The organism is Bradyrhizobium sp. S3.3.6, from assembly GCF_040546905.1.
GTDB lineage: Bacteria > Pseudomonadota > Alphaproteobacteria > Rhizobiales > Xanthobacteraceae > Bradyrhizobium > Bradyrhizobium cytisi.
In genome coordinates, this window is sequence record NZ_JBEPOT010000010.1 from 224,847 (window position 1) to 249,045 (window position 24,199).

Annotated in this window: 22 protein-coding genes; 12 read left to right on the forward strand and 10 right to left on the reverse strand. The window is 64.7% G+C overall.

Annotated features, from left to right (window positions below; all coding sequences use genetic code 11):
• Positions 1 to 31 precede the first annotated feature (31 nt).
• Both ABID59_RS26620 and ABID59_RS26625 read left to right on the forward strand, forming a co-directional pair.
• A complete protein-coding gene (locus ABID59_RS26620) occupies positions 32 to 514 on the forward strand; it encodes a (2Fe-2S)-binding protein (RefSeq protein WP_354085357.1) in 483 nt (160 codons plus the stop codon).
• Positions 514 to 4,026 carry a molybdopterin cofactor-binding domain-containing protein gene (locus tag ABID59_RS26625; RefSeq protein WP_354085358.1) on the forward strand — a complete coding sequence of 1,171 codons (3,513 nt, stop codon included), beginning with the start codon at positions 514 to 516 and terminating at the stop codon, positions 4,024 to 4,026. Before ABID59_RS26620 ends, ABID59_RS26625 begins: the two co-directional genes overlap by 1 nt.
• On the opposite strand, the gene ABID59_RS26630 is transcribed toward ABID59_RS26625, so the two are convergent.
• Entirely contained in the window at positions 4,023 to 4,991 is a 969-nt protein-coding gene (locus ABID59_RS26630) for a catechol 2,3-dioxygenase (RefSeq protein ID WP_354085359.1), read from the reverse strand. The two genes, ABID59_RS26625 and ABID59_RS26630, sit on opposite strands and share 4 nt — an antisense overlap.
• Positions 4,992 to 5,431: 440 nt before the next feature.
• Here ABID59_RS26630 and ABID59_RS26635 point away from each other — a divergent pair, with 440 nt between their 5' ends.
• From ABID59_RS26635 to ABID59_RS26650, 4 genes are all read left to right on the forward strand, one after another.
• A complete protein-coding gene (locus tag ABID59_RS26635) occupies positions 5,432 to 7,171 on the forward strand; it encodes an ATP-binding protein (RefSeq protein ID WP_354085360.1) in 1,740 nt (579 codons plus the stop codon).
• A 210-nt stretch (positions 7,172 to 7,381) separates the two neighbouring features.
• The gene (locus ABID59_RS26640; RefSeq protein ID WP_148753114.1) at positions 7,382 to 7,960 is read left to right on the forward strand and encodes a peroxidase-related enzyme; all 579 of its coding nucleotides are present in this window, start codon (positions 7,382 to 7,384) and stop codon (positions 7,958 to 7,960) included.
• A complete protein-coding gene (locus ABID59_RS26645; protein ID WP_148753115.1) occupies positions 7,957 to 8,436 on the forward strand; it encodes an MgtC/SapB family protein in 480 nt (159 codons plus the stop codon). Before ABID59_RS26640 ends, ABID59_RS26645 begins: the two co-directional genes overlap by 4 nt.
• A gap of 111 nt (positions 8,437 to 8,547) precedes the next feature.
• Positions 8,548 to 9,207 (forward strand): flavin reductase family protein, encoded by a 660-nt coding sequence (locus ABID59_RS26650; protein WP_148753180.1) that lies wholly within the window; start codon positions 8,548 to 8,550, stop codon positions 9,205 to 9,207.
• Between the two features lie 10 nt (positions 9,208 to 9,217).
• Here the strand turns inward: ABID59_RS26650 and ABID59_RS26655 are convergent, their stop codons facing one another.
• The 3 genes from ABID59_RS26655 to ABID59_RS26665 all read right to left on the reverse strand — a co-directional run bounded on the left by ABID59_RS26655 (position 9,218) and on the right by ABID59_RS26665 (position 11,149).
• Positions 9,218 to 9,949, reverse strand: coding sequence for a Crp/Fnr family transcriptional regulator (locus ABID59_RS26655; RefSeq protein ID WP_354085361.1), 732 nt, complete (start codon positions 9,947 to 9,949; stop codon positions 9,218 to 9,220).
• A gap of 256 nt (positions 9,950 to 10,205) precedes the next feature.
• Positions 10,206 to 10,349, reverse strand: a complete 144-nt coding sequence (locus ABID59_RS26660; RefSeq protein WP_187435057.1) for a hypothetical protein — start codon at positions 10,347 to 10,349, stop codon at positions 10,206 to 10,208.
• A 170-nt stretch (positions 10,350 to 10,519) separates the two neighbouring features.
• On the reverse strand, positions 10,520 to 11,149 hold the full coding sequence (locus ABID59_RS26665; protein WP_354033881.1) for a ParB-like protein: 630 nt from the start codon (positions 11,147 to 11,149) through the stop codon (positions 10,520 to 10,522).
• A gap of 314 nt (positions 11,150 to 11,463) precedes the next feature.
• Between ABID59_RS26665 and ABID59_RS26670 the strand changes: the two genes are divergently transcribed.
• The 6 genes from ABID59_RS26670 to ABID59_RS26695 all read left to right on the forward strand — a co-directional run bounded on the left by ABID59_RS26670 (position 11,464) and on the right by ABID59_RS26695 (position 16,283).
• Positions 11,464 to 11,808, forward strand: coding sequence for a hypothetical protein (locus tag ABID59_RS26670; protein ID WP_148753119.1), 345 nt, complete (start codon positions 11,464 to 11,466; stop codon positions 11,806 to 11,808).
• A 265-nt stretch (positions 11,809 to 12,073) separates the two neighbouring features.
• Positions 12,074 to 12,361, forward strand: coding sequence for an acyl carrier protein (locus ABID59_RS26675; RefSeq protein WP_007592476.1), 288 nt, complete (start codon positions 12,074 to 12,076; stop codon positions 12,359 to 12,361).
• Between the two features lie 10 nt (positions 12,362 to 12,371).
• The gene (locus ABID59_RS26680; protein WP_354085362.1) at positions 12,372 to 12,842 is read left to right on the forward strand and encodes a 3-hydroxyacyl-ACP dehydratase FabZ family protein; all 471 of its coding nucleotides are present in this window, start codon (positions 12,372 to 12,374) and stop codon (positions 12,840 to 12,842) included.
• Complete coding sequence (locus ABID59_RS26685; protein WP_354085363.1) at positions 12,839 to 14,041, forward strand: beta-ketoacyl-ACP synthase; 1,203 nt, start codon at positions 12,839 to 12,841, stop codon at positions 14,039 to 14,041. The genes ABID59_RS26680 and ABID59_RS26685 overlap by 4 nt, the downstream gene beginning before the upstream one ends.
• 20 nt (positions 14,042 to 14,061) lie before the next feature.
• On the forward strand, positions 14,062 to 15,339 hold the full coding sequence (locus tag ABID59_RS26690; protein WP_148753122.1) for a beta-ketoacyl-ACP synthase: 1,278 nt from the start codon (positions 14,062 to 14,064) through the stop codon (positions 15,337 to 15,339).
• A gap of 8 nt (positions 15,340 to 15,347) precedes the next feature.
• Entirely contained in the window at positions 15,348 to 16,283 is a 936-nt protein-coding gene (locus ABID59_RS26695) for a lipid A biosynthesis lauroyl acyltransferase (protein ID WP_354085364.1), read from the forward strand.
• A 100-nt stretch (positions 16,284 to 16,383) separates the two neighbouring features.
• On the opposite strand, the gene ABID59_RS26700 is transcribed toward ABID59_RS26695, so the two are convergent.
• The 6 genes from ABID59_RS26700 to ABID59_RS26725 form a co-directional block, all read right to left on the reverse strand.
• Positions 16,384 to 17,508 carry a polyamine ABC transporter substrate-binding protein gene (locus ABID59_RS26700; RefSeq protein ID WP_354085365.1) on the reverse strand — a complete coding sequence of 375 codons (1,125 nt, stop codon included), beginning with the start codon at positions 17,506 to 17,508 and terminating at the stop codon, positions 16,384 to 16,386.
• Between the two features lie 7 nt (positions 17,509 to 17,515).
• On the reverse strand, positions 17,516 to 18,694 hold the full coding sequence (locus tag ABID59_RS26705) for an aminotransferase (RefSeq protein WP_354085366.1): 1,179 nt from the start codon (positions 18,692 to 18,694) through the stop codon (positions 17,516 to 17,518).
• A 7-nt stretch (positions 18,695 to 18,701) separates the two neighbouring features.
• Entirely contained in the window at positions 18,702 to 19,028 is a 327-nt protein-coding gene (locus ABID59_RS26710) for a rhodanese-like domain-containing protein (protein ID WP_148753129.1), read from the reverse strand.
• Between the two features lie 171 nt (positions 19,029 to 19,199).
• Complete coding sequence (locus ABID59_RS26715) at positions 19,200 to 21,128, reverse strand: potassium transporter Kup (protein ID WP_148753130.1); 1,929 nt, start codon at positions 21,126 to 21,128, stop codon at positions 19,200 to 19,202.
• Between the two features lie 155 nt (positions 21,129 to 21,283).
• Positions 21,284 to 23,182, reverse strand: coding sequence for a potassium transporter Kup (locus ABID59_RS26720; protein WP_354085367.1), 1,899 nt, complete (start codon positions 23,180 to 23,182; stop codon positions 21,284 to 21,286).
• A 173-nt stretch (positions 23,183 to 23,355) separates the two neighbouring features.
• Complete coding sequence (locus ABID59_RS26725; RefSeq protein WP_148753132.1) at positions 23,356 to 24,183, reverse strand: OmpA/MotB family protein; 828 nt, start codon at positions 24,181 to 24,183, stop codon at positions 23,356 to 23,358.
• Positions 24,184 to 24,199 lie beyond the last annotated feature (16 nt).

The window sequence follows — 24,199 nt, forward strand, 5'->3', positions numbered from 1 at the left end:
ATTTTTGCGATCGCAGGGTTTGGGAACGAGGATGACGCAGGCACCGATCCGCCTCACCGTGAACGGCAGGATCCACGACGTCACGGCAGAGCGCCAGACGCCGCTGCTCTATGTGCTGCGCAATGATCTCGGCCTCAACGGCCCAAAATATGGTTGCGGCCTCGGTGAATGTGGCACCTGCACTGTCCTGATCGACGGCGCGGCCGCACGCTCTTGCGTCATTCCAGTGGCCGGCTGCGCCGGGCGCGACATAGTCACGCTCGAAGGGCTCGGAACGCGCGACAAGCCTGATGTGGTGCAACAGGCCTTCATCGCCGAGCAGGCCGCGCAATGCGGCTACTGCCTCAACGGCATGATCATGACCACCAAGGCGCTGCTTGCGATCAACCCGCAACCAACCGAGCGGGAAGCGCTCGCCGCGCTGCGCTACAATCTCTGCCGCTGCGGCACGCACGTCGAAATCCTGCGCGCCGTGATGCGCGCATCGGGCCAGCTTGCCGAGGCCGGTGACTGATGGCCTCGCCTCTCTCGAACGGAGCTGAGCGGGGTTCGCTCGTCGTCGTCCGCACCGTGGACGAAGTTACGTCCGAAACCTTTGTCCGCATCACAGCAGAAGGGTCGGTCACGGCCTATAACGGCCATGTCGATCTCGGTACCGGCATCCGTACCGCACTCGGCCAGATCGTCGCCGAAGAGCTCGACGTCTCCTTTGCGCGTGTGGTCGTGGTGCTCGGCGACACCGCCATCGTGCCGAACCAGGGCGCGACGATTGCGAGCGAGACCATCCAGATCACTGCCGTCCCACTGCGCAAGGCCGCAGCCCAGGCGCGCCACTTCCTGATCGCGCGCGCGGCCGAGCGGCTGGAGCTCCCGGCTGCCGATCTCAGCATCGAAGACGGCCTCGTCCGCGGCCATAATCGCAGCGTCAGCTATGGCGAGCTGATCGGCGGCGAGACCATTCGCCTCGAACTCGCCGACGACGTCGCCGTCAAGGCCGCCAGCGACTACGCCATCGTCGGCCAGTCGCTGCCGCGCGTCGATCTTCCCGCCAAGGCCACCGCCGAGCTGACCTTCGTCCACGACATTCGCTTGCCCGGCATGCTGCACGGCCGCGTGGTGCGCCCGCCCTACTCCGGCGTCGATGCCGGCCCGTTCGTCGGCACCAGCCTGATCGCGGTTGACGAAGCTTCCGTGCGCCACATCCCCGGCCTTGTGGCCGTCGTCCGCATCGGCGATTTCGTCGGCGTGGTCGCCGAGCGGGAGGAGAATGCTGTTCGCGCGGCGGAACAGCTCGCGGTGACCTGGAAGCCGACGCCAGAGCTCGCCGATCTCGCCGATGTCGAGACCGCGCTACGCGCCCATCCGTCGACGCCGCGCACGCTGATCGACAAGGGCGACGTCGATACGGCGATATCAGGCGCGGCCAAGCCGATGCAGCGCACCTACGTCTGGCCATACCAGATGCACGCCTCGATCGGCCCGTCCTGCGCGGTCGCAGATTTCCGGGATGGCAATGTCCGCGTCTGGTCGGGCACGCAGAATCCGCACCTGCTGCGCAGCGATCTCGCTCTGCTCATCGAGCGTCCGGAGAGTGAGGTCGAGATCATCCGGCTCGAGGCCGCCGGCTGCTACGGCCGCAATTGCGCCGACGACGTCAGCGCCGACGCGCTGTTGCTATCCCGCGCGGTCGGCCGGCCTGTGCGCGTGCAGTTGACGCGCGAGCAGGAGCACGCCTGGGAGCCCAAGGGCGCCGCGCAGCTCATCGACGTCAACGGCGGCCTCGATGCCGACGGCGGCATCGCCGGTTACGATCTCGCCACGCGCTATCCGTCGAACGCGGCACCGACGCTCGCGCTACTGCTGACCGGCCGAATCTCGCCTGAACCTGCCACGCTCGAGATGGGCGACCGCACCGCGATCCCGCCCTATGATTACGACAACATGCGCGTTGTCGCACATGACATGGCGCCGATCGTGCGCGCGTCCTGGTTTCGCGGCGTCTCGGCGCTGCCGAACACGTTTGCGCATGAATCCTATATCGACGAGGCCGCGACCGAGGCCGGTGTCGATCCCATTGAATATCGCCTGCGCTATCTCAAAGACCAGCGCGCCGTCGATCTCGTTCATGCGGTGGCCGAGCGCGCGGGCTGGACGCCGCGGCCGGTCCGCGAGGAGAAAGACGGCGAGGTCGTGCACGGGCGCGGCTTTGCCTATGCGCTCTATGTTCACAGCAAATTTCCGGGCTATGGCGCAGCCTGGTCGGCGTGGGTCGCCGACGTCGCGGTGAATAAGACTACCGGCGACGTCAGCGTCACCCGCGTCGTCGCCGGACAGGATTCCGGATTGATGATCAATCCGGACGGCGTGCGCCACCAGATCCACGGCAACGTCATCCAGTCCACCAGCCGCGCGTTGATGGAGCAGGTTTCGTTCGAGCGCGGCGCAGTGGCGGCGCGGGAATGGGGCGCCTATCCGATCATGCCCTTCCCCGACGTGCCCAAGATCGACGTGCTGATTCTGCCGCGGCCGGACCAGCCGCCGCTCGGCGTCGGCGAGTCCGCCTCGGTGCCGAGCGCGGCGGCGATCGCGAACGCGATCTTCGATGCCACCGGCGTGCGCTTCCGCGAGCCGCCGTTCACGCCGGAACGTATCCTCCGGGGATTGCAGGGCGACGTGCCGGCGACGCCGCAGGCCTTGCCTTCTCCCGCGGCGCAGCCGCCGTCGGCCATCTGGGAAAATCCCTTCGCCAAACGCGTCGGCATTTTCGCGACCATCGCGGCCGTCTGCACCGCCGCGATCGGCATCGGCGCGGCGCTTCTGCCCGGGCGCGTCATTGCGCCGATCGCGCGGCCCGATGCATCAGTCTATTCCGCCGCGACAATCGCGCGCGGCCAGCAGCTTGCGGCCCTCGGCAATTGCGCGGAGTGCCACACCAGCCTCACGGGCGTGCTCAACGCCGGTGGTCGCGCACTGGAGACGCCGTTCGGCACGATTTATTCGACCAACATCACGCCCGATGTCGAGACCGGCATCGGCGCCTGGTCCTATCCCGCCTTCGAGCGCGCGATGCGCGACGGGCTGCATCGCGACGGACGGCAGCTCTATCCCGCCTTCCCGTACACGCACTTCTCGAAGACTGATGATGCCGACATGCAGGCGCTCTACGCCTATCTGATGGCGCAGCCCTCGGCGCGCGCGAGAGCTCCGGCGAACAATCTGGCCTTCCCCTTCAATCTGCGCCCGCTGCTCGCGGGGTGGAATGCGCTGTTCCACCAGACCAAGGAGTTCAAGCCAGATCCCGCCAAATCCGAACAGTGGAATCGCGGTGCCTATCTGGTCGAGAGCCTCGGACATTGCAGCGGCTGCCATTCGCCGCGCAATGCGCTCGGCGCCGAGCAGCGCCAGGCCTATCTCGCCGGCGGCTCTGCCGAGGGCTGGGAGGCGCCGCCGCTGACCTCGCTCTCCCACGCGCCGATCCCATGGAGCGGGGACGAGCTGTTCGCCTATTTGCGCACCGGCCATTCGCGCTACCACGGCGTCGCCGCCGGGCCGATGGCGCCTGTTGTCAGGGATCTCAAAGCGCTGCCCGACCCCGACATCCGCGCGATGGCTGTCTATCTCGGCTCGTTCAACGACACGACGGCCGACGCGCCCGCCCTGGCAGCGAGGCTGGAGCGCGCGACGCAGGTCACCGTCGCCTCGTCCAGCGGCGCACGGCTCTATCAGGGCGCCTGCGCCGTCTGCCACGAGGTCGGCGGCCTGCCGCTGTTCGGCAGCCGTCCCTCGCTCGCGGTCAACAGCAATCTGCACAGTGCGACATCGGACAATCTCGTGCAGGTGATCCTGCACGGCATCGCTGAGCCCGCATCGAGCGACCTCGGCTACATGCCGGCGTTCAGGGGCAGCATGAGCGACAGCCAGGTCGAGGAGCTCGTCAGCTTCCTGCGCAATCAGTTCGCGCCGGACAAGCCGGCCTGGACCGGCGTGCGCGAGACGATCGCGCGCATCCGTGCGTCAACACATTAAGCGTGCTTCTTCATTTCCACCGGCGGCGTGCCGTGGGTGTGGAAGGATTCGATCGTCTTCAGGCCCCAGGCCTGGCCCTTCTTGCGCTCTTCTTCGGTCCACACGATCGGCTTCCAGTCCGGTGCAAGGATGAGGCGGGCGCCGGCGTTGGCGACTTCGACGCGGTTGCCGCCGGGCTCGTAGACATAGAGGAAGAAGGTCTGCTGGATCGCATGCTTGTGCGGGCCGGTCTCGATGTGAATGCCGTTCTCCAGGAAGATATCTGCAGCGCGAAGAATCTCCTCGCGGCTGTCGAGCGCGTAGGTGACGTGGTGGAAGCGGCCGGGCGTACCGGAATGGTCGAGCGAATAGGCGAAGTCGTAGCTCTTGTTCGACATGGTCAGCCACATCGCGGCTTCCCGGCCGTCATTGAGCACGATCTGCTCGGTCAGACGGCAGCCGAGATAGTTCTCGAAGAACTCGCGGTTGGCCTTGATGTCGACGGCAAGGCAATTGAGATGATCGAGCCGGCGGACATTGACGCCGCGCGCGGGAAAGCGCTGCGCCTGGTTCTTGAGTGCGGGTTTGAGCTCCGGTGGCGCCTGATACCATTCGGTCTCGTAATAGAGCTCGACGATGTGGCCGTCGGGGTCGCGGCAGCGAAAGGTCGGCCCCTGCCCCATGTCGCCGTCGATCCAGCCGATGTCGAAGCCCGAGCCTTTGAGCGCGGCGACGCGACGCTCCAGCGCCTGCTGGCTGCGCGCGCGCAGCGCCATGTGCTCCATGCCTGAGGTCTTCGACGCCGTCAGCTTCAGCGAATAGCGCTCGTAATCGTCCCAGCCGCGCAAGTAGACCGACTCGCCCTTCTGCCCGCTGACCGTCATGCCCATGACGTCGACGAAGAATTTCAGGCTCTCGTCAGGCTTCGGCGTCAGCAGCTCCATGTGGCCGAGATGAGCGAGATCGAGGATCGGTTCGGGCTGCATGGGGTTCCTCCAAAATGTGGCTTGCGATCCGTCTCCCGGAATCGCGCAATCTGGCGCCAGGTGCAATTGGCGCATGCGCCGGGGCGGCACCGAGGCTGCTGGGTTCATTTGTACTAATGTACAAATGATTAGGTCTCGTCAACAAACCAAGGTGTGCCCTGCCCGGGACGAGCGCCGTCGCCGCCGTGAACGGCCGTCCCGCCGAATGGCGGACGGACTGCCCGAATGGTAAAATCTTCCTTAATTCGTTTCTGCGCCCGAAGGCCCCGCGAAGCAGCATTTCCCGGCCGATTTCGCCGACGAGCATGCATTGGGAACAAACCTACCAACCGAATTGTCGCAGATTTAACAAAGCCCCCGCGCCTGCCGTTTAACCGTTTGTCCAGCCCCGCCTCGCATAGTCGGCGTTAAACTCCTCGGACTTTCCAGGTTCATCCATCGTGACATCCTTTGGACGCGTGATTTCGGTTCGCGGGTCGCTCGCCCGGGTCGGGCTTCTGGCCGCAAGCCAGATGCCGGTCTCGGAGGTTCGGGCCACCGTCGGCCGCTTCGTCAGCATCCGCTGCGCCAGCTCGGTCATCGTCGCCATGATCGCCGAGGTGTCCTGCGAAAATCTCTCGAGCACCGACAATCTGATCGCGATCGCGTCGGTCGATCTGCTCGGCGAAATCCTCAACGCCGCCGACAAGGCCAAGTTTCAGCGCGGCGTCACCAACTATCCGACCATCGGCGATTCCGTCGACCTGATCACCAGCCAGGAGCTGCGCACCATCTACGCGCCGACCGGTTCGGACCAGATCAATGTCGGCTTCCTCCAGCAGGACCGCTCCGTCGTCGCCTATGTCGATATCGAGGAAATGCTCTCCAAGCATTTCGCGGTGCTGGGGTCGACCGGCGTCGGCAAATCCACCGGCGTATCGCTGCTGCTCAACGAGATCCTGAAAGCGCGGCCCAACCTGCGCATCTTCCTGCTCGACGTGCACAACGAATATGGCCGCTGCTTCGGCGACCGCGCGCTGGTGCTCAACCCGCGAAACCTGAAGCTGCCGTTCTGGCTGTTCAATTTCGAGGAAATCGTCGACGTGCTGTTCGGCGGCCGCGCCGGCGTGCCCGAGGAGCTCGACGTCCTCGCCGAAGTCATTCCGATCGCCAAGGGCATCTATACGCAATACCAGAACACCGATCGCCTCGGCCTGAAGCGCATCGATCCCAAGCAGATCGGCTTCACCGTCGATACGCCGGTGCCGTACCGCCTGGTCGATCTGATCTCGCTGATCGACGAGCGCATGGGTAAGCTGGAAAACCGGTCCTCGCGCATCATCTATCACAAGCTGATCTCGCGCATCGAGGCGGTCCGCAACGATCCGCGCTACGCCTTCATGTTCGACAACGCCAATGTCGGCGGCGACACCATGGCCGAAGTGATCAGCCATCTGTTCCGCCTGCCCGCCAACGGCAAGCCGATGACGGTGATGCAGCTCGCCGGCTTCCCGGCTGAGGTCATCGATTCCGTCGTTTCGGTTCTTTGCCGCATGGCCTTCGATTTCGGCCTGTGGAGCGACGGCGTCTCGCCGATGCTGTTCGTCTGCGAGGAAGCCCACCGCTATGCCTCAGCCGACCGCAATGTCGGTTTCGGCCCGACCCGCAAGGCGGTGTCGCGCATCGCCAAGGAAGGCCGCAAATACGGCGTCTATCTCGGCCTGATCACGCAGCGCCCCGCCGAGCTCGACGCCACCATCATCTCCCAGTGCAACACGCTGTTCACGATGCGTCTTGCCAACGAGCGCGACCAGGCGCTGCTGCGCGCCGCGGTGTCGGATGCGGCTGCGAATTTGCTGTCCTTCGTGCCATCGCTCGGCACCCGCGAGGTGCTGGCGTTCGGCGAAGGCGTCGCACTGCCGACACGGCTGCGCTTCAAGGAGGTGCCGCCGCATCAATTGCCGCGCGGCGAAGCCACCATCTCGAGCGTGCCGTCGGTCACCTCCGGTCACGACATGCATTTCGTCGGTGCCGTGCTCGAGCGCTGGCGCGGTGCGACCTCGCAGCGCGACGTCCCGAACGACCCGGTGTTCCAGGCGCCGCCGGCCAAGACGCTGGCGCCGGCCGAGACACCGATGCTGCAGCCCTCGATGGGCCTCGATCCGGACCGCTTCTCGCTGCTGAAGAAGCCACTGCGGTAACTCTCGTGTCCCGGACGCGCTGCAACGCTCTTGCGTTGCTGCGCAGAGCCGGGACCCATGCCGCACACACTGCTTTCTCGGAAATAAGGGCCCCGGCCCTGCAGCGCACCGCTGAAGAAGCGCTGCGCCGCGTCCGGGGCGCAGACCGGCACGTTGAGCCCGCCTCCCGCATCGACTATGGTTGCCGGCCCCTAGCCGGAATCCATGCCCATGATAAAGCCTGCGCAACGCTTCCCCGCACCCGCTCTCGACACGCTTCCTGACGACATCCGCACGCGTCTCCTCGCCGTGCAGGAAAAGAGCGGTTTCGTGCCCAACGTGTTTTTGACGCTGGCCTACCGGCCCGACGAGTTCCGCGCGTTCTTCGCCTATCACGACGCGCTGATGGAGAAGGACGGCGGCCTCACCAAGGCCGAGCGTGAGATGATCGTGGTGGCAACCTCGGCGGCCAACCAGTGCCAATATTGCGTGATCGCCCATGGCGCGATCCTGCGCATCCGCGCCAAAAATCCTGTGATCGCCGACCAGGTCGCGATCAACTACCGCAAGGCCGACATTACGGCGCGCGAGAGGGCGATGCTCGATTTCGCGATGAAGATCTCGGCGGACGCGCAGCGCGTCTCCGAGGAGGATTTCGCAAGCCTCGGTCCCCACGGCTTCAGCGACGACGACATCTGGGACATCGCCGCGATCTCCGCCTTCTTCGCGCTGTCGAACCGGCTGGCGAATTTCACCGGCATGCGGCCGAACGAGGAGTTTTACCTGATGGGACGTCTGCCGAAAAAATGACGGAGCTCGACTGGTCCGAAATCCTGCTGCGCCTCGGCGTCGCGACGCTCGCCGGCAGCGCGATCGGGCTCAACCGCGACCTGAATGGCAAGCCGATCGGGCTGAAGACGCTCGGCATCGTCGGCCTGTCCACCGCGACAATGGTCCTGCTGGCGCTGCAACTCGCGGAGCCCGGCAAGGCCGCCGATGCGACGAGCCGGGTCATCCAGGGCATCCTCACCGGCATCGGCTTCCTCGGTGCCGGCGTCATCGTCCATGAGAGCGAGCGGTTTCGTGTCCGCGGTTTGACCAGCGCCGCCTGCGCCTTCTTTGCCGCCTGCCTCGGCGTGGTCTGCGGTGGTGGGCAATGGAAGATCGTCGCAGTCGCGCTGGCGCTGGCCTTTGTGCTGCTCACGGTCGGCCGGCGCATCGAGCGCCACGTGCACCGCGCGCTTGGCGGCAAGGACGAGCCGCACGAGGACCAGCGGAAAACGTAGCGGCCTTTGCTCAGATCTTCCGCTCGCATATTGGTCTGAAGCGCTGATAATTGTTCCGAAAAAATTCGCGGTGGTCGCTGGTTCGATTGCCGTTCGGACCTGAGAGGCATGATGGACAGCGGTGCTCACGACCCCGGCGACGTGACGTTCGACTTCCGCGAACTGTCGGCGCGCGACAAATACAAGCTGCTGATCGGCACGGTCGTGCCGCGGCCGATCGCGCTGGTGACGACGGTCGATCCGGACGGGCGGATCAACGCGGCACCGTTCAGCTTCTTCAATTGCCTGTCGGCCGATCCGCCGATCCTTGCGCTCGGCGTCGAGAACCATCCGGATATGCGGTTCAAGGATACCGGTCTCAACATCCGCCTGACCGAGGTGTTCACCGTCAACATCGTCTCGCACGCAATCGCCGAAGCGATGCATGTCTGCGCCGTGCCGTTCTCGCCGGAGCATGACGAACTAAAGGCCGCGGGCCTGACCGCGATGCCCGGCAAGACCGTGGCGTCGCCCTGGATCAAGGAGGCGCCGGCCGCGTTCGAATGCCGCCGCCACATCACGCTGGAGCTCGGCAAGTCGCGGCAGATCATCATGGGCGAGATCCTGTTCGCGCATTATCACGCCGATGTCGTCGACGCCGAGCGCCTGCACATCGATCCGGCGCGGCTCGATGCCGTTGCAAGGCTGGGCGGCAGCACCTGCTCGACCATTCGCGATCGTTTCGATATGGCGACGCCGACCCTCGATGATTGGAGGCAGCGGGAGTCGTAAAGGACATCCATCAAAGCGTTGGCGACTGGTGCAGATAACGGTCGTCGAAATCCGCCAATTCCAGAAACCTCCGCTCGTCGATCACGGTGACGCGTCCGCGATACAGCTCGACGATGCCCTCCTCGCGCAACTGCCTGATCACACGATTGGCGTGCACCGCGGTAATGCCCAGCGCTTCGCCGATCTGCTCCTGGGTCAGCGGCATCTCGAAGCTGCCCTCGTCGACGCGCCCGATGATCCTCAGGCGTTCGCGCAATTCGACCATGACATGCGCAAGCCGCGCGGGCGCGGGCCGCTGGCCGACATTGACGATCCATTCGCGGAACATCGCCGCGTCGATCAGCGTGTCGCGCCAGAACATCTCGGCGAGAACAGGCCTGCGGCGATGCAGCTTTAGCAGCGCCTCGTGGCTGATGAAGCCGAGCGTCGCCGGCGTCAGCGTCGACAGATCATGGTCCATCACATGCAGGAACAGGCTCATCAGGTCCGGGATTTCGCCGGGGATGTCCAGCGAAAGGATTTGCCGCTTGCCGCTCGCGATCGTCTTGGAGCGCGCGCAGAATCCATCCGCGATCAGGCAGCAATCGGTCGCGCGCTCGCCGTCGCGCACCACCGCCGTCTCGGCGGGGTACTGCCGCACCGAGATCGGCAGGGCTTCTATCTCCTTGATGTCCTCGTCCGCGATCGCGGACGAGATGCACAAGCGCCTGATGAGCGCCGCGCGGATCTCATCGCTGGGCACGTCGGGTTGGCTCCGGTCGTGAGTATGGGACCCGGATTGGACTTTGAAAGCGCAATAGCGCCGTCACAGGGAAACCCGGGAGCCACCGCCCCGGTTCCAACAAAAGTTAAGGACGCCGGCAGCGCCACGCGCTGCTGCAGAAGGCCCGCGACGGCGACGCAGCCGCCGACATCGAGCAATTGCTGTCCTCGCCCACCCTGCAGCATCCGAAGTGATTCCGCCGCGGCGTTGCTTGCAGCAACGAGATGCGACGCGGCTAGTGCTTCACCATCAGCGGAAGCGCCGGCGCAAAACGCTCGGCGAAGGTCGGTGTCCTGGCCTGGTGAACTGCGGCGAACGAGGCAGAGATTCCGGCTGAAGCCACTGCGAGCAGGGCAATTATGAAAACCAGACGGCGCATTTTCGCCTCCTGTGTGAGTTCGAAGCACAAGAGATGGGGTAGCTCTGTTTCAGGACGGTTTCGTCGGCGCGGAAAATGATGTCGCTCAAGCGGCTGTGATCGGAACTAGCCTATCGGGGCGCATGTCGTAACCAACTCATAAGGTCGCGACTGATGCGAGCGCCAGCGCCTCAATCGTCCGACGCCGGGCCGCACCAGCCGGGCAAATAGACTGCGTCCTTGCTCTTGGCCGCGGCCAGCGCCTTCTCCAGTGCCTTGTCGAAATTGGCATCGACCGCCTTGCGCGTCAGCTTGCGGCGCAGGAAGTCGGCCCAGAGAAACTCGGAGAACGGCGTGGTGTCCTTGGCGAAGCCGCCCATGCGGCGAAGCTCGCCGGCGAGACTGCGATAGGGATCGTCCTTGAGGTCGGCGACAGATTTCGGCAGATCGCGGAATGGACGTCGCTCGCCCTTGGAGTCGTAGGGATAGACCCAGCGCTTGTTGTCCATGACGCCCCAGAACGCTTCGCGGTCGACCATGCGGAGATCGCCGACGACGGTCACCAGCACCTCCTTGATGCCCTCGTCGTGCAGCGCGCGGCCAAGATGATGGTGATCGATGACGTAGTAGCGCCCGTCTGGTCCGGCGACGACCGGGATCATATGGGTGCCAAGCAGGTCGGACTGCTTCTTCTTGCCGTGCTCGCGCCAGCGCTTGCGCTTCTCCTTGACCTCACGCATGCCGACCGTCATCTGCGTCGGCCGAAGCGACAGGATCGACACCGGGTGCACTCTCGGCTCGCGCGCGTTGGTGGTGGTCATGGTCGAGGGCCTCTCGTCTGGTGGCGGCTTGCGGTCCAGGTTCCCGATTATGCCATGGGCGCTGCGGCGGCAATATGCGTTCGGAGCATGCTGCGCCATCGTCCCGGTTGTTGTTGCAGCGCAACCAGCATGACCCCGAGGCCGGAATGACAACCCGATCCGACGAGCGTTCGCGGCGGTCAAGAGCGCCTGAAAAATGATCAGGAAAGATAGTGCGAATGCGCAATGCACGTGCGCGTTGAGAAGATTTTTCCTGCAAGGCCTGTGTCGCCTATGCTATCTAGAAACCGCTGCTTCGGAGTGATCCCCGCCCCATGAAATCCCAGCGGCCCATAACCTCGGACGACGAGCACCGGGTGCTCCAGTTCAGGCCGCGCAAGACAGCCTCCCCCCTGATCCACCGGGGCGGCGGCGTCGTACAGCCGCTGCACGCAACGGCTCCCGAACCGCTCGACCTGTCCCGTTACGAACAGCCCCGCGATCAGCCGGACGACTTCCGCCATCGCATGCTCGCCAATATCGCCGCGCTCGCCTTCACCATCGCGCTGACCGCGATCGGGATTTGGCTCGCCGTCAGCATCGCCGATTTGCGCCGGACCCAGGATTGCGTGCTGATGGGCCGGCGGGACTGCGTCAAGGTCACGACCCCGCACATCTAGGCAGGCCTTGTCGACGGGCCTTGTCGACGGACCTTGGCGCCGGAAGCCTTCCCACCGGCAGGTCATCGCCGGTGGGGCCTCCCGGATCGGCATCCCCAGGCCTGTCCCCACCCTGTCCGGCTCCATTGAACTCGGGGCGGCGCTCCGATATACGGGCTTTCGACCCGGCCAGAGGGGGTGAGGGCGTCACTCGGGGCGCGATGCCCGCCTGCCGTTCCACTCTGGACCACCTGACAAATACCAACAATATATCAAAGGCTTAGTGATGTCCTCCACATTCGATCAGGTCGCTACGATCATCGCTGAAACCTGCGACATCCCGCGCGACACGATCACGCCGGATAGCCATGCCATCGATGACCTCGGCATCGATAGCCTCGATTTCCTGGACATCGCGTTCGCAATCGACAAGCAGTTCGGTATCAAGCTGCCGCTGGAAAAATGGACCCAGGAAGTCAACGACGGCAAGGCGACCACCGAGCAGTATTTCGTGCTGAAGAACCTGTGCGCGCGCATCGACGAGCTGGTTGCCGCCAAGGGCGCGAGCGCCTGATCGGGCGATCATGCAACTCGAATACTTCCACATGATCGATCGCATCGTCGACCTCAACGTCGACGAGAAGAAGATCGTCGTCGAGGCCCAGGTCCCCAAGGAGAGCACAATCTTCGAGGGGCACTTCCCGGGCTATCCGCTGATGCCCGGCGTGCTCCTGATCGAATCGATGGCGCAGGCCTCGGGCTTCCTCCTGCTTGGCGTCTTGAAATTCGAGCGCATGCCGATTCTCGCCGCCGTCAAGGAAGCCAAGGTGCGCGGCTCGGTTTTGCCGGGCGAGCTCATGAGCATCGAGGCGAGCCTCGTCCATGAAGGCTCGGGCTACGCCATGACCGAAGCCAAGATCAGGGTCGGCGGCAAGCTGCGCGCGAATTCGACGCTCACCTTCACGCTGATCCCCTTCCCCAATTCGGATATGCGCGGATACATGGACGCGGTCGCAAAACGCGTCGGCTTTCCGCAACAGGCCGTATCGCCATGACCGACACTGCTTCGAAGCCCGGCCAGACGGAAGTCTGGATCACCGGCATTGGCCTTGCCACCTCGCTCGGCGAAGGTCTGGACGCCAACTGGGCCGCGCTTCAGGAGAAGCGCATCAATGTGGACGAGAAGGGCTTTGCGCCCTACATCGTCCACCCGCTGCTGCCTGTTACCTTCGACAGCCAGATCCCCAAGAAGGGCGACCAGCGCCAGATGGAAGCCTGGCAGCGCATCGGCGTCTATGCCGCGGGCCTGGCGCTCGACTCGGCCGGCATCAAGGGCAACAAGGATATCCTGTCGAAGATCGACATGGTGGTCGCCGCTGGCGGTGGCGAGCGCGATCTCAACGTCGACACCGGCGTGCTGACCGCCGAAGCCAAGGGCGCCAATGCACCCGGCTTCCTCAACGAGCGGCTGATGAGCGATCTCCGGCCGACGCTGTTTCTGGCCCAGCTCTCCAATCTGCTCGCCGGCAACATTGCCATCGTCAACGGTCTCGGCGGCACCTCGCGCACCTTCATGGGCGAAGAGGTTGCGGGCGCCGATGCCGCCCGCATCGCGCTGTCGCGCATCGGCTCTGGCGAGAGCGACATTGCGCTGGTCGGCGGCTCGCATAATGGCGAGCGCAAGGACCTCATGGTCCTCTACGAATTCGGCGACTTCAATCTGAAGGACAAGTTCGCTCCCGTGTGGCAGCGCAAGGACCACGCCGGCTTCGCGCTCGGCTCGGCCGGCGCCTTCCTGGTGCTGGAATCGAAGGCGCACGCCGAAGCGCGTGGCGCAAAACCGTTCGCAAAGCTGTCGAGCGTCGTGACGGATCTGGCCCGCCGCAAGCAGGCCGGTGACATGGAAGCGACGCTGGAGAAGCTTTGGGCCAAGCTGCCGAAGCGCGATGGCAAGGGCGCGATCATCTCGGGCGCAACCGGCGCGGAGCCGGCGACGTCGGAGGAGCGCGGCTTCCTGAAGAAGCACGCCGACTTCCCGGTGCGTTCGACCGGCACGATGTTCGGGCACACCATGGAAACGCAATTCCCGCTCGGCATTGCGCTCGCGGCGCTCGCGATCTCGCGCGGCGCGCTGTTCCCGCCGAACGATTCGACCGGGACCGAGATTGAAATGCAGGGGGCGCCCACCCAGATCGTAGTGGTGGGAGCCGGACACTGGCGCGGCGAAGGCATGGCGCTGGTCGAGGCAGTTTAGCTCATTCGTTTGGGGGACACATGACTGCACCACGCGACAAACTCGGGCGTCCCGTTGTCGTCGTCACCGGCATGGGCATCACGACCTCGCTCGGCGCCGGCAAGGCCGACAATTGGTCGAAGCTCGTTGCGGGCGAATCCGGCATCCGCACCATCACGCGCTTTCCGATCGACGGCCTGAAGACCACGATGGCCGGGACGGTGGATTTCGTCAGCGTCGATCCGTTCTCCTCCACCGGCCTCTCCGAGCGGATGGCGGAGCTCGTCACCCAGGAAGCCCTCGAGCAGGCCGGCATCGGCGCCAGGGGCGATTTTCCGGGCCCCCTCTTCCTCGCGGTTGCGCCGGTCGAGGTCGAGTGGCCGCAGCGTCGCGAGCTTGGCCGCGCCGTCGGCGCCCCCGACTTCACCTATGACGATCTGCTGCGCATTTCCGGCGGCGGCAAGTACAGCGCCTATCACCATCGCTTCATGTTCGGCTCGGTGGCCGCGCATCTTGCCGAGGCCTTCGGCACCAAGGGCTCGCCGATCTCGCTGTCGACGGCCTGCGCATCCGGAGCCACCTCGATCCAGCTCGGCGTGGAGGCGATCCGCCGCGGCGAGACCGATGCCGCTCTGTGCGTCGCAACCGACGGCACCGTGAATCCGGAGGCGCTGGTGCGCTTCTCGCTGCTCTCGGCGCTGTCGACCCAGAATGATCCGCCGCAGGCGGCCTCCCGCCCGTTCTCGAAGAACCGCGACGGCTTCGTCATGGCCGAAGGCGCCGGCGCGCTGGTGCTGGAGAGCTATGAGGCGGCGACCGCGCGTGGCGCAAAAATCCTCGGCGTCATCGCCGGCTGCGGCGAGCTCACCGATTCCTTCCATCGCACCCGCTCGTCTCCCGACGGCAAGCCGATCATCGGCTGCATGAACAAGACGCTGGCCGATGCCGGCATGACGCCGGACCAGATCGACCACATCAACGCGCACGGCACCGCGACGCCCGAGAACGACAAGATGGAGTACAACACGACATCGGCCGTGTTCGGCGATCTCCTGCAGAAGATTCCGGTCACCTCCAACAAGTCGATGGTCGGCCATACCATCTCGGCCGCGGGCGCGGTCGAGGCGATCTTCTCGCTGCTCACGCTGGAGCATCAGCGCATTCCGCCGACCATCAACTACGACAATCCGGATCCCACGATCCTGTTCGACGTGGTCGGCAACAAGGCGCGCGATGCCCGCGTCACGGCGGTGATGTCGAACTCGTTCGGCTTCGGCGGCCAGAACGCATCGCTGATCCTGACCCGCGAACCGGCCTGACCGGACGCATGGCGCTAAGCATTAAGGCCCGCGCGCGGGTGGCCGCGAAGCAGGCTGCCAAATCGCTCGGCGGAACGCTGATCGGGGCTGCCACCGTCGGCATGCTGCGCACCACGCGCTATTTCGATCCGGTCAAGACCTCGGACTTTTTCGCGCGCGTCACCAAGACCATCGGCCCGCGTCTGCGCGAGCACCGCATCGGCCGCGCCAACCTCGCCGCCGCCTTTCCCGAGAAGTCGCCGGAAGAGATCGAGCAGATCCTGATGGGCGTGTGGGACAATCTCGGCCGCGTCGGCGCCGAATTCGCCCATATGGACCACGTCTGGGACTACGACCGCGAGCATCCCGAGAACAGCCGGGTCGAGCTGCCCAAGCGCAGCATCGAGCTGTTCGACCAGATCAGGGACGACGGCAAGCCGGCACTGATCTTCACCTCCCATCTCGCCAATTGGGAATTGCCGGCGATCGCCGCCGTCGCGCATGGACTGGACGCCGCGATCCTCTACCGTCGCCCGAACATCGCATCCGCCGACCGCATCATCCAGGAGATGCGTCAGGTCAACATGGGCACGCTGATCCCCGCGGGCCGCGACGCCCCCTTGCGGCTCGCGCAGGCGCTGCAGGACGGCAAGCATGTCGCCATGCTGATCGATCAGTACCTCACCAACGGCGTCGAGGTCACCTTCTTCGGCCGCAAGACCCGCGCCAATCCGATGCTGGCGCGCCTGTTGCGCCAGGTCGAATGCCCGATCCACGGCGTGCGCGTCATCCGCAAGCCCGGCGGCCGCTTCGCCGCGGAGCTGACCGAAGAAGTCCCGCCGGTGCGCGATGCCGACGGCAAGATCGACATCCAAGGCACGACGCAGGCGATCACGAGCGTGGTGGAAGGCTGGGTGCGCGAGCATCCCGAGCAGTGGTTGTGGCTGCACCGCAGGTGGCGGTGATCTTGTTTCGTCATTGCGAGCGAAGCGAAGCAATCCAGGCTGCCGCCGCGGAGGGATTCTGGATTGCTTCGCTTCGCTCGCAACGACGGTGGCGGCCCCCTCACCGCCCCGTCTTCACCTTGGTCCAGAGCCGGTTGATGATGCGCTGGGTCGCCGGGTCGCGGGCGGTGATGACGAACAGCTTTGCGAGCGTCGCGTCGTCCGGATAGATATTTTTGTCGTTCAAGATTTTCGGATCGACCAGCTTCTGGCTGGCGAGGTTGCCGTTGGCATAAGACAAAAAGTCCGAGTTCTTGGCGGCGACATCCGGGCGATAGAGATAGTTGATCAGCTCGTAGGCTTCCCCGACGTTCTTCGCATCCGCGGGGATCGCGAGATTGTCGAAGAACATCTGCGCGCCCTCCTTCGGGATCGCATAGCCGATCTCGATGCCGCTGCTATTGTCTTTCCTGGCTTCGGCGGCGCGGGCGCGCGCCTGCATGATGTCGCCGGACCAGCCGACCACGAAACAGATCTCGCCGGTGGCGAGTGCGCTCAGATATTCGGACGAGTGAAATTTTCGAACCGACGGGCGAACCTTGGCGACGATGTCGGCGGCCTTCTCCAGATCAGCCTGCTTGGTCGAGTTCGGATCGAGCCCGAGATAGTTCAGCGCCGCCGGAAAGATGTCGTCGGCGGAGTCGAGCATGTGCACGCCGCAGTCTCTGAACTTCGCGAGGTTCTCCGGCTTGAAGACGATGTCCCAGCTGTCGATCCTGGCGTCGGGCCCGAGAATCTGCTTCACCTTGGCGACGTTGTAGCCGATGCCGGTCGTGCCCCACATGTAGTTCACGGCAAACTCGTTGCCGGGATCGTAGGTCGCCAGATTCCTGGTCACCATCGGCCAGGCGTTGGCGAGGTTCGGCAGCTTCGACTTGTCGAGCTTCTGGAAGATGTTCGCCTTGATCTGGCGCTGCAGGAAATAGGCGGTGGGCACCACGACGTCGTAGCCGGACTTGCCGGCCATCAGGCGCGTCTCCAGCGTCTCGTTGGCATCGAACGTGTCGTAGACCACCTTGATGCCGGTCTCCTTGGTGAAGGCCTCAAGGACGTCAGGCGCCATGTAGTTCGACCAGTTGTAGAAGTTGACGACCCGCTCCTCGGCTCCCGCCGGAGGCGAGAGCAACGTCAGCGCTGCGGCGATTGCTAAACCAAGGCAAAGCCCGAAGCGGCTGACGTTCGTCATCTTAGGTCTACCTCTTGCGTCCGCGCACCGCGTCCGACAGCCGCTCCAGCGCGGTGTCCAGCGTCTGGTCCTTCTTGGCAAAGCAGAAGCGGACCACCGAGGTCACCGGGTCCTGCTCGTAGAACGCCGAGACCGGAATCGCGGCGACCTTGTAATCCCTGACGATGCGCCAGCAGAACTCGGCATCGCTCTCGTTGAGCCCGAGCGGCGACAGGTCGACGGTGAGGAAGTAGGTGCCCTGCGACTTCAGCACGGGGAAGCCGAGGCTCTCCAGCCCCTTGGTCAGGCGGTCCCTGCTCCGGGCCAGATCCTGGCGCATCGACAGGAAGTACTCGTCGGGCTTGCCGAGGCCGTAGGCGACGGCGGCCTGGAGGTTCGGCGCGGTCGTGAAGGTCAGGAACTGGTGCACCTTGGCGGCGACGCGCAAGAGCGGCGGCGCGGCGCAGACGAAGCCGATCTTCCAGCCCGTCAGCGAGAAGATCTTGCCGGCCGAGCCGACCTTGATGGTGCGGTCGCGCATGCCGGGGATGGTGATCAGCGGGATGTGCTTGTGCGCGTCGAAGGTGACGTGCTCCCAGACCTCGTCGCAGATCGCGATGACGTCGAACTCCTGGCAGTAGCGCGCCAAGAGCTCGAGGTCCTCGCGCGGATAGACCACCGCGGAGGGATTCAGGGGATTGTTGAACAGCACTGCCTTGGTCTTTGAATTGAAGACGTTTTTCAGCATGTCCTCATTCAGCCGCCAATGCGGAGGCTCAAGGCGCACGAGCCGCGGAATGCCGCCGGCCTGACGGATGATCGGCAGATAGGAATCATAGACCGGCTGGAAGCAGACCACCTCGTCGCCGGGCTGCACCACCGCCAGGATGGCCGAGGTCAGCGCCTCGGTGCCGCCGGAGGTCACCATCACCTCGCTCATCGGATCGAGCTTGAGGTTGTGCCAATGGCCGTAATGGGCCGCGATTGCCTGGCGCAGTTCCGGGATGCCCATCATCGACGGATACTGGTTGTAGCCGTTGAGCGTGGCGTCGGCGGCGGCGCGGCGGATGTCCTCGGGGCCGGGATCGTCAGGAAAGCCCTGACCGAGATTGATGGCGTTGTTGTCGCGCGCGGCCTGCGACATCGCCTCGAAGATGGTGACGGGAAGATCGGCGAAGACCTTGTTCAGCGAAGAGCTCTTGGTCATCGCGTCGTTAGCCACCGACCTTGCTGGGAAGGCCCGCCGCCTTCCAGCCGAGCATGCCGCCGGCCAGATGTTTGTCGTAAGCCAGGCCCGCCGCCTGCGCCGCCAGCGAGGCCGTGACCGAGCGCTTGCCCGAGCGGCAGGCAAACACGACCTCTTTGCCCTGCGGATCCGGGATCGTCTTGGGATCGAAGGTCGAGAGCGGCACGACCACGCCGTAAGGGTAGGCCTCGGCCTCGACCTCGTTCGGCTCACGGACGTCGACGAGAAGATAGCGCCCTTCCGCGACACCCTTGGAGACTTCGTCCGGGGTCAGATCCTGTACTTGATTTGCCACATCATCCTCCAACGTCGCAGGGCGCCGCCGGGGCGATCCCGGCCGGCGGGCAACCTCGCCTCTCAGACACCGAAAATCAAGCGCTACAAAGGCTTGAGCTGCCTTGCGCAAGTTAAAGCTAAATTGCAGCGACTTGAAGTGCGCTTTGAATCCCGGCCTATCATCGCCAGCCTAGATCGTGACCTGCGTACCGACCTCGACCACGCGGCCGCTCGGGATCTGGAAATAGTCGGTGGCATCGTTGGCGGAGCGGCTGAGCGAGATGAACAGCCGGTCCTGCCAACGCGGCATGCCGGAATGAGCGGCGGGCTTGAGCGCCCTGCGCGACAGGAAGAACGAGGTCGACATGATGTCGAACTGCCAGCCGAGCTTGCGGGCGATCGCCAGCGCCTTCGGCACGTTGGGCGATTCCATGAAGCCGAACTTCAGCGTCACCTTGGAGAAGGTCGGGCTGATCTGCTCCAGCTTGACCCGCTCGGCCGGATCGATGCGCGGTGTCTGCGCGGTCTCGATGGTGAGAATGACATTCTTCTCGTGAAGCACTTTGTAGTGTTTCAGACTATGCATCAGCGCGGTCGGTGCGCTCAGGGGGTCGCTGGTCAGGAATACGGCGGTGCCGGGCACTCGCTGCGGCGGCCGCTTCTCCAGCATCGCCACGAGGTCGGCGAGCGGGAATTCGAGCTTGCGCGACTTCTCGAACAAGAGCCGGCTGCCGCGGCGCCACGTGTACATCATGAGGATCATGAGTGCGCCGAGCGCCAGCGGCACCCAGCCGCCCTCGAACACCTTGAGCAAATTGGCGGCCAGGAAGGTCAGGTCGAGGAACAGGAACGGCGCGATCAGGGCGGCCGCCGACCACGGCGACCACTTCCAGGCCTTCCAGATCACCACAAATCCCATCATCCCCGTGACGACCATCGTGCCGGTCACGGAGATACCGTAGGCGGAGGCGAGCGCGCTGGAGGAGCGGAACAGCAGCACCATCATGATCACCGCGACCAGCAGCAGCTGGTTGATGCGCGGGATGAAGATCTGGCCGGAATGAGCTTCAGAGGTATGGCGAATTTCGAATCGGGGCAGCAGCCCGAGCTGGATCGCCTGCCGCGTCAGCGAATAGGCGCCGGTGATAACGGCCTGGCTCGCGATGACGGTGGCGGCCGTGGCCAGCACGACCATGCAGCCGCGAATAATGCCTTGCGGGAAGAGCTGGAAGAACGGACTCTCGATCGCGCCGGGATCGCCGAGGACGAGAGCACCCTGCCCCAGATAATTCAGCGCCAGCGACGGCAGCACGATGAACAGCCAGGCGGTCTGGATCGGCCGCTTGCCGAAATGACCGAGATCGGCATAGAGCGCCTCGGCGCCGGTAACGGCCAGGAACACGGCACCCAGCGTCACGAAGCCGATGATGCCGTGGTGGAACATGAAGGACACCGCGTAGAACGGGTTCAGCGCCAACAGCACCTGCGGCTGCTCGATGATCGGATGGATCGCCGCGACCGCGATCACCGCGAACCAGACGCACATCACGGGTCCGAAGAACGCTGCAACGCGGGCGGTGCCGCGCGATTGCACGGCGAACAGGACGACCAGGATCACCACGGTCAGCGGAACGATATAGGGCTCGAACCGCAGCGTGACGTCCTTCATGCCTTCGAGGGCCGATAGCACCGAGACCGCCGGCGTGATCACGGCATCGCCGTAGAACAAGGCGCCGGAGATGATGCCGAGCAGGACGATGGTCGCCCCGCCGGTGCCGACAGCGCGCTGAGCCAGCGCCATCAAGGCCAGCGTGCCGCCCTCGCCGTTGTTGTCGGCACGGAGCAGGATCACGACGTATTTGAGCGTCACCACGACGATCAGCGCCCACAGGATCAGGGACACCACGCCGAGAACAGCCGCCGACGTTGGCGCGCCTTCCGCGCCCGAGGCCGCCATCACCGCCTCGCGGAACGCGTAGAGCGGGCTGGTGCCGATGTCGCCGTAGACCACGCCGATGCTGCCGAGCGTGAGCGCACCGAAACCGGCGGTAGTGTGGGCGTCGCCATGCCCATTGGCCGCCGCCGTTTCCGGGGCGGGAACTGCTACGTCACTTGTCATGGGAGAGCCTGGTGGCCTCTAAAAATGCTTCACTGCACAATGGCGGAGGAGCGCGCGCGGCTTATAGTCCTGCGCTGGTGGCATAGCCTAGCCCGATTTTGGGCCCTTGGCATGCAAATCCGCATGGGTCCGCCAATTGCGTCCCTATGGAAGGCTCAAATGGTGACTTGGGTTCCGACTTCAACCACCCGCCCGGTCGGAATCTGGAAATAGTCGGTGGCATCGTTGGCTGAGCGGCTGAGCGCGATGAACAGGTGATCCTGCCAGAGCGGCATGCCCGACTGCGCCGACGCCTTCAGCGAGCGCCGAGACACGAAGAACGACGTCGACATGATGTCGAACTGCCAGCCCTGCTTGCGCGCAATCGCGAGCGCCTTGGGCACGTTCGGTTGCTCCATGAAGCCGAAGCGCAGCCGGACCTTGGAGAACTTCTCGCTGATCTTCTCCATCTTGAAGCGCTCGGAGAGATCGACCCGCGGCGTGTGTGCGGTCTCGATGGTCAGGATCACGTTGTGCTCGTGCAGCACCTTGTTGTGCTTGAGATTGTGCAGGAGCGCGGTCGGCACGAAGGCGGGATCGCTGGTCAAAAACACCGCCGTGCCCTTGACGATGTGCGGCGGCCGCTTCTCCAGGCTGCGGATCAAATCGTCCAGCGGCACCTCGATCCGGCGCGTCTTCTGGATCAGAATTCCCGAGCCGCGCCGCCAGGTCCAGATCGTCCCTGCCATCGCCGCACCGAACAGCAGCGGCACCCAGGCGCCTTCGAGCAGCTTCAGCAGGTTGGCGCTGAAGAAGGTCATGTCGACCATGACGAAGGGCAGGATCACGACCGCAGCCGTCGCGGCGCGCCAGTTCCACAATTTCCAGATCACCACAAAACCCATGATGCCATCGGCAACCATGGTGGTGGAGACCGCGATGCCATAGGCCGAAGCCAAATTGCTGGGCGTGTGGAACAACAGCACCAGCAGCATCACGCCAATCAGCAGCAGCCGGTTGACGCGCGGCAGATAGATCTGGCCGGCATGGCTCTCGGAGGTGTAGCGCACCTCGAAGCGCGGCAGGAGGCCGAGCTGCACCGCCTGATAGACCAGCGAATAGGCGCCGGTGATCACCGCCTGGCTCGCGATCACGGTGGCCGCGGTTGCAAGGCCGACCAGCGGCAGCAACAGATGCTCCGGCACCATGCGATAGAACGAATGCTCGATCGCGCTTGGATCGGAAAGCACCAGTGCGCCCTGCCCGAAATAATTGATCAGCAGCGACGGCAGCACGAAGAACATCCAGGCCGACTGGATCGGCTTGCGGCCGAAATGGCCAAGGTCGGCATAGAGCGCCTCGCCACCGGTTACGGCGAGGAAGACCGCGCCGAGCGTTACCAGGCCGATCGTGCCGTGCGACAGCAGGAATTGGAACGCATAATAGGGATTGATCGCGGCCAGCACCGACGGATCGTCGGCGATGTGAATGACGCCCAGCACCGCCAGGATGGTGAACCAGATGACCATCACCGGCCCGAAGGCCGAAGCCACCAGCGCGGTCCCCTTGCTCTGGACCGCGAACAGCAGCACCAGGATCAGCACCGTCAGCGGCACGACATAGTGCTCGAACGCCGGCGTCGCGAGCTTGAGGCCATCGACTGCCGACAGCACCGAGATCGCCGGCGTGATCATGGAATCGCCGATGAACATGGAGGCGCCGACCACGCCGAGCGCGAGCAGGAACCAGCTCCGCCGCCCCAGCGCGCGTTGGCCGAGCGCCATAAGCGAGAGCGTGCCGCCCTCCCCGTTATTGTCGGCCCGCAGCAGCAGCAGGACATATTTGGCGGTGACGACGATCAGAAGCGCCCACAGGATCAGCGAGAGCACGCCGAGCACCATGATCCGCGTCACCGGCTCGCCATGGGCCGCGCCCCTGACCGCCTCGTGGAACGCGTAAAGTGGCGAGGTGCCGATGTCGCCGAAGACGACACCGATGCTCCCGAGCGTGAGGGACCAAAAGCCGGAGGTGACCGGCCCTTCCTGGGTCTCGGTCGATGTGATGCTCGCCGTCATGAGGGTGGAAAACGCTTCGTCCCTGGAATTGATCCGGCGCCTTTTGAAGCTTCCGGCGCGCCTGTCAATCGGCCCCCCACCATAGCAGGCGCGGAGCGAGATGCTGTAACGGCGCGGCCACGTTCGTCGTCTTCGCGACGAATAGCCTCAGGTAAAATGGTAGCGCAAGAGGTTTAGGGCTTCAAGTTCGGCGGCAGCGGCGGATCCTCACGCATCAAGGTGATGGTGACGCGGCGGTTCGCCGCCAGCGACGGATCGTCCGGGAACAGCGGCTGCGTGTCCGCCTTGCCGGAGACGGCGAAGATATGCGACGGCGGCAGGCCCTCGCGCTCGAGGATCTGGCGCACGGCGTTGGCGCGGTCAGCCGACAGGTCGAAGGCACCGTAGTCGCTGCGGGTCGGCACGAAGCCGGCCGCGGTGTGGCCGGCGATCGAGACGCGCAAGGGGGTCGCCTTGAGGGGCACCGCGAGCTTCTCGATCAGGCGGCGGGTGCGGTCGTAGGGCACCTTGGAGCCGTCAGCGAACATCGAGCGGCCGTCCTGGTCGACGATCTCGAGATTGAGGCCCTGCTTGGTCTCCTCGAACATGATGTGCTTGGACATCTCGGTCAGCTCCGGCAGGTCCTGCAAGGCCTGTCGCAGCGAGGCAGCGGCGAGCGCGAAGTTGCGGTCGACCTTGATCTTGGCGCCGGACGTCTTGTCGCGATCCTCCTGGTCCGGTGTCGGCGTGTTGGAGGCCTCCTCAGGCTGGATGTGGTCGACGTTCTTCAGCCGCGCGCGGGTCGGCAGGCCGTCGGATTCGATGATGCCGGCGTAGCGCGCTTCGCTCTGGACGCCGAAGGCCTCGCGCATGGAGCCTGCGACGATCTTCAGCTTGTTGGCGTCCTGGGTGGAGAATGCGACCAGCATCACGAAAAACGCCAGCAGCAACGCCATCAGATCCGCAAACGTCACGAACCAGCCATGGCCGCCATGTGCTTCTTCGCGTTTCTTCTTTGCCATCGGTCAGGTCCCGACG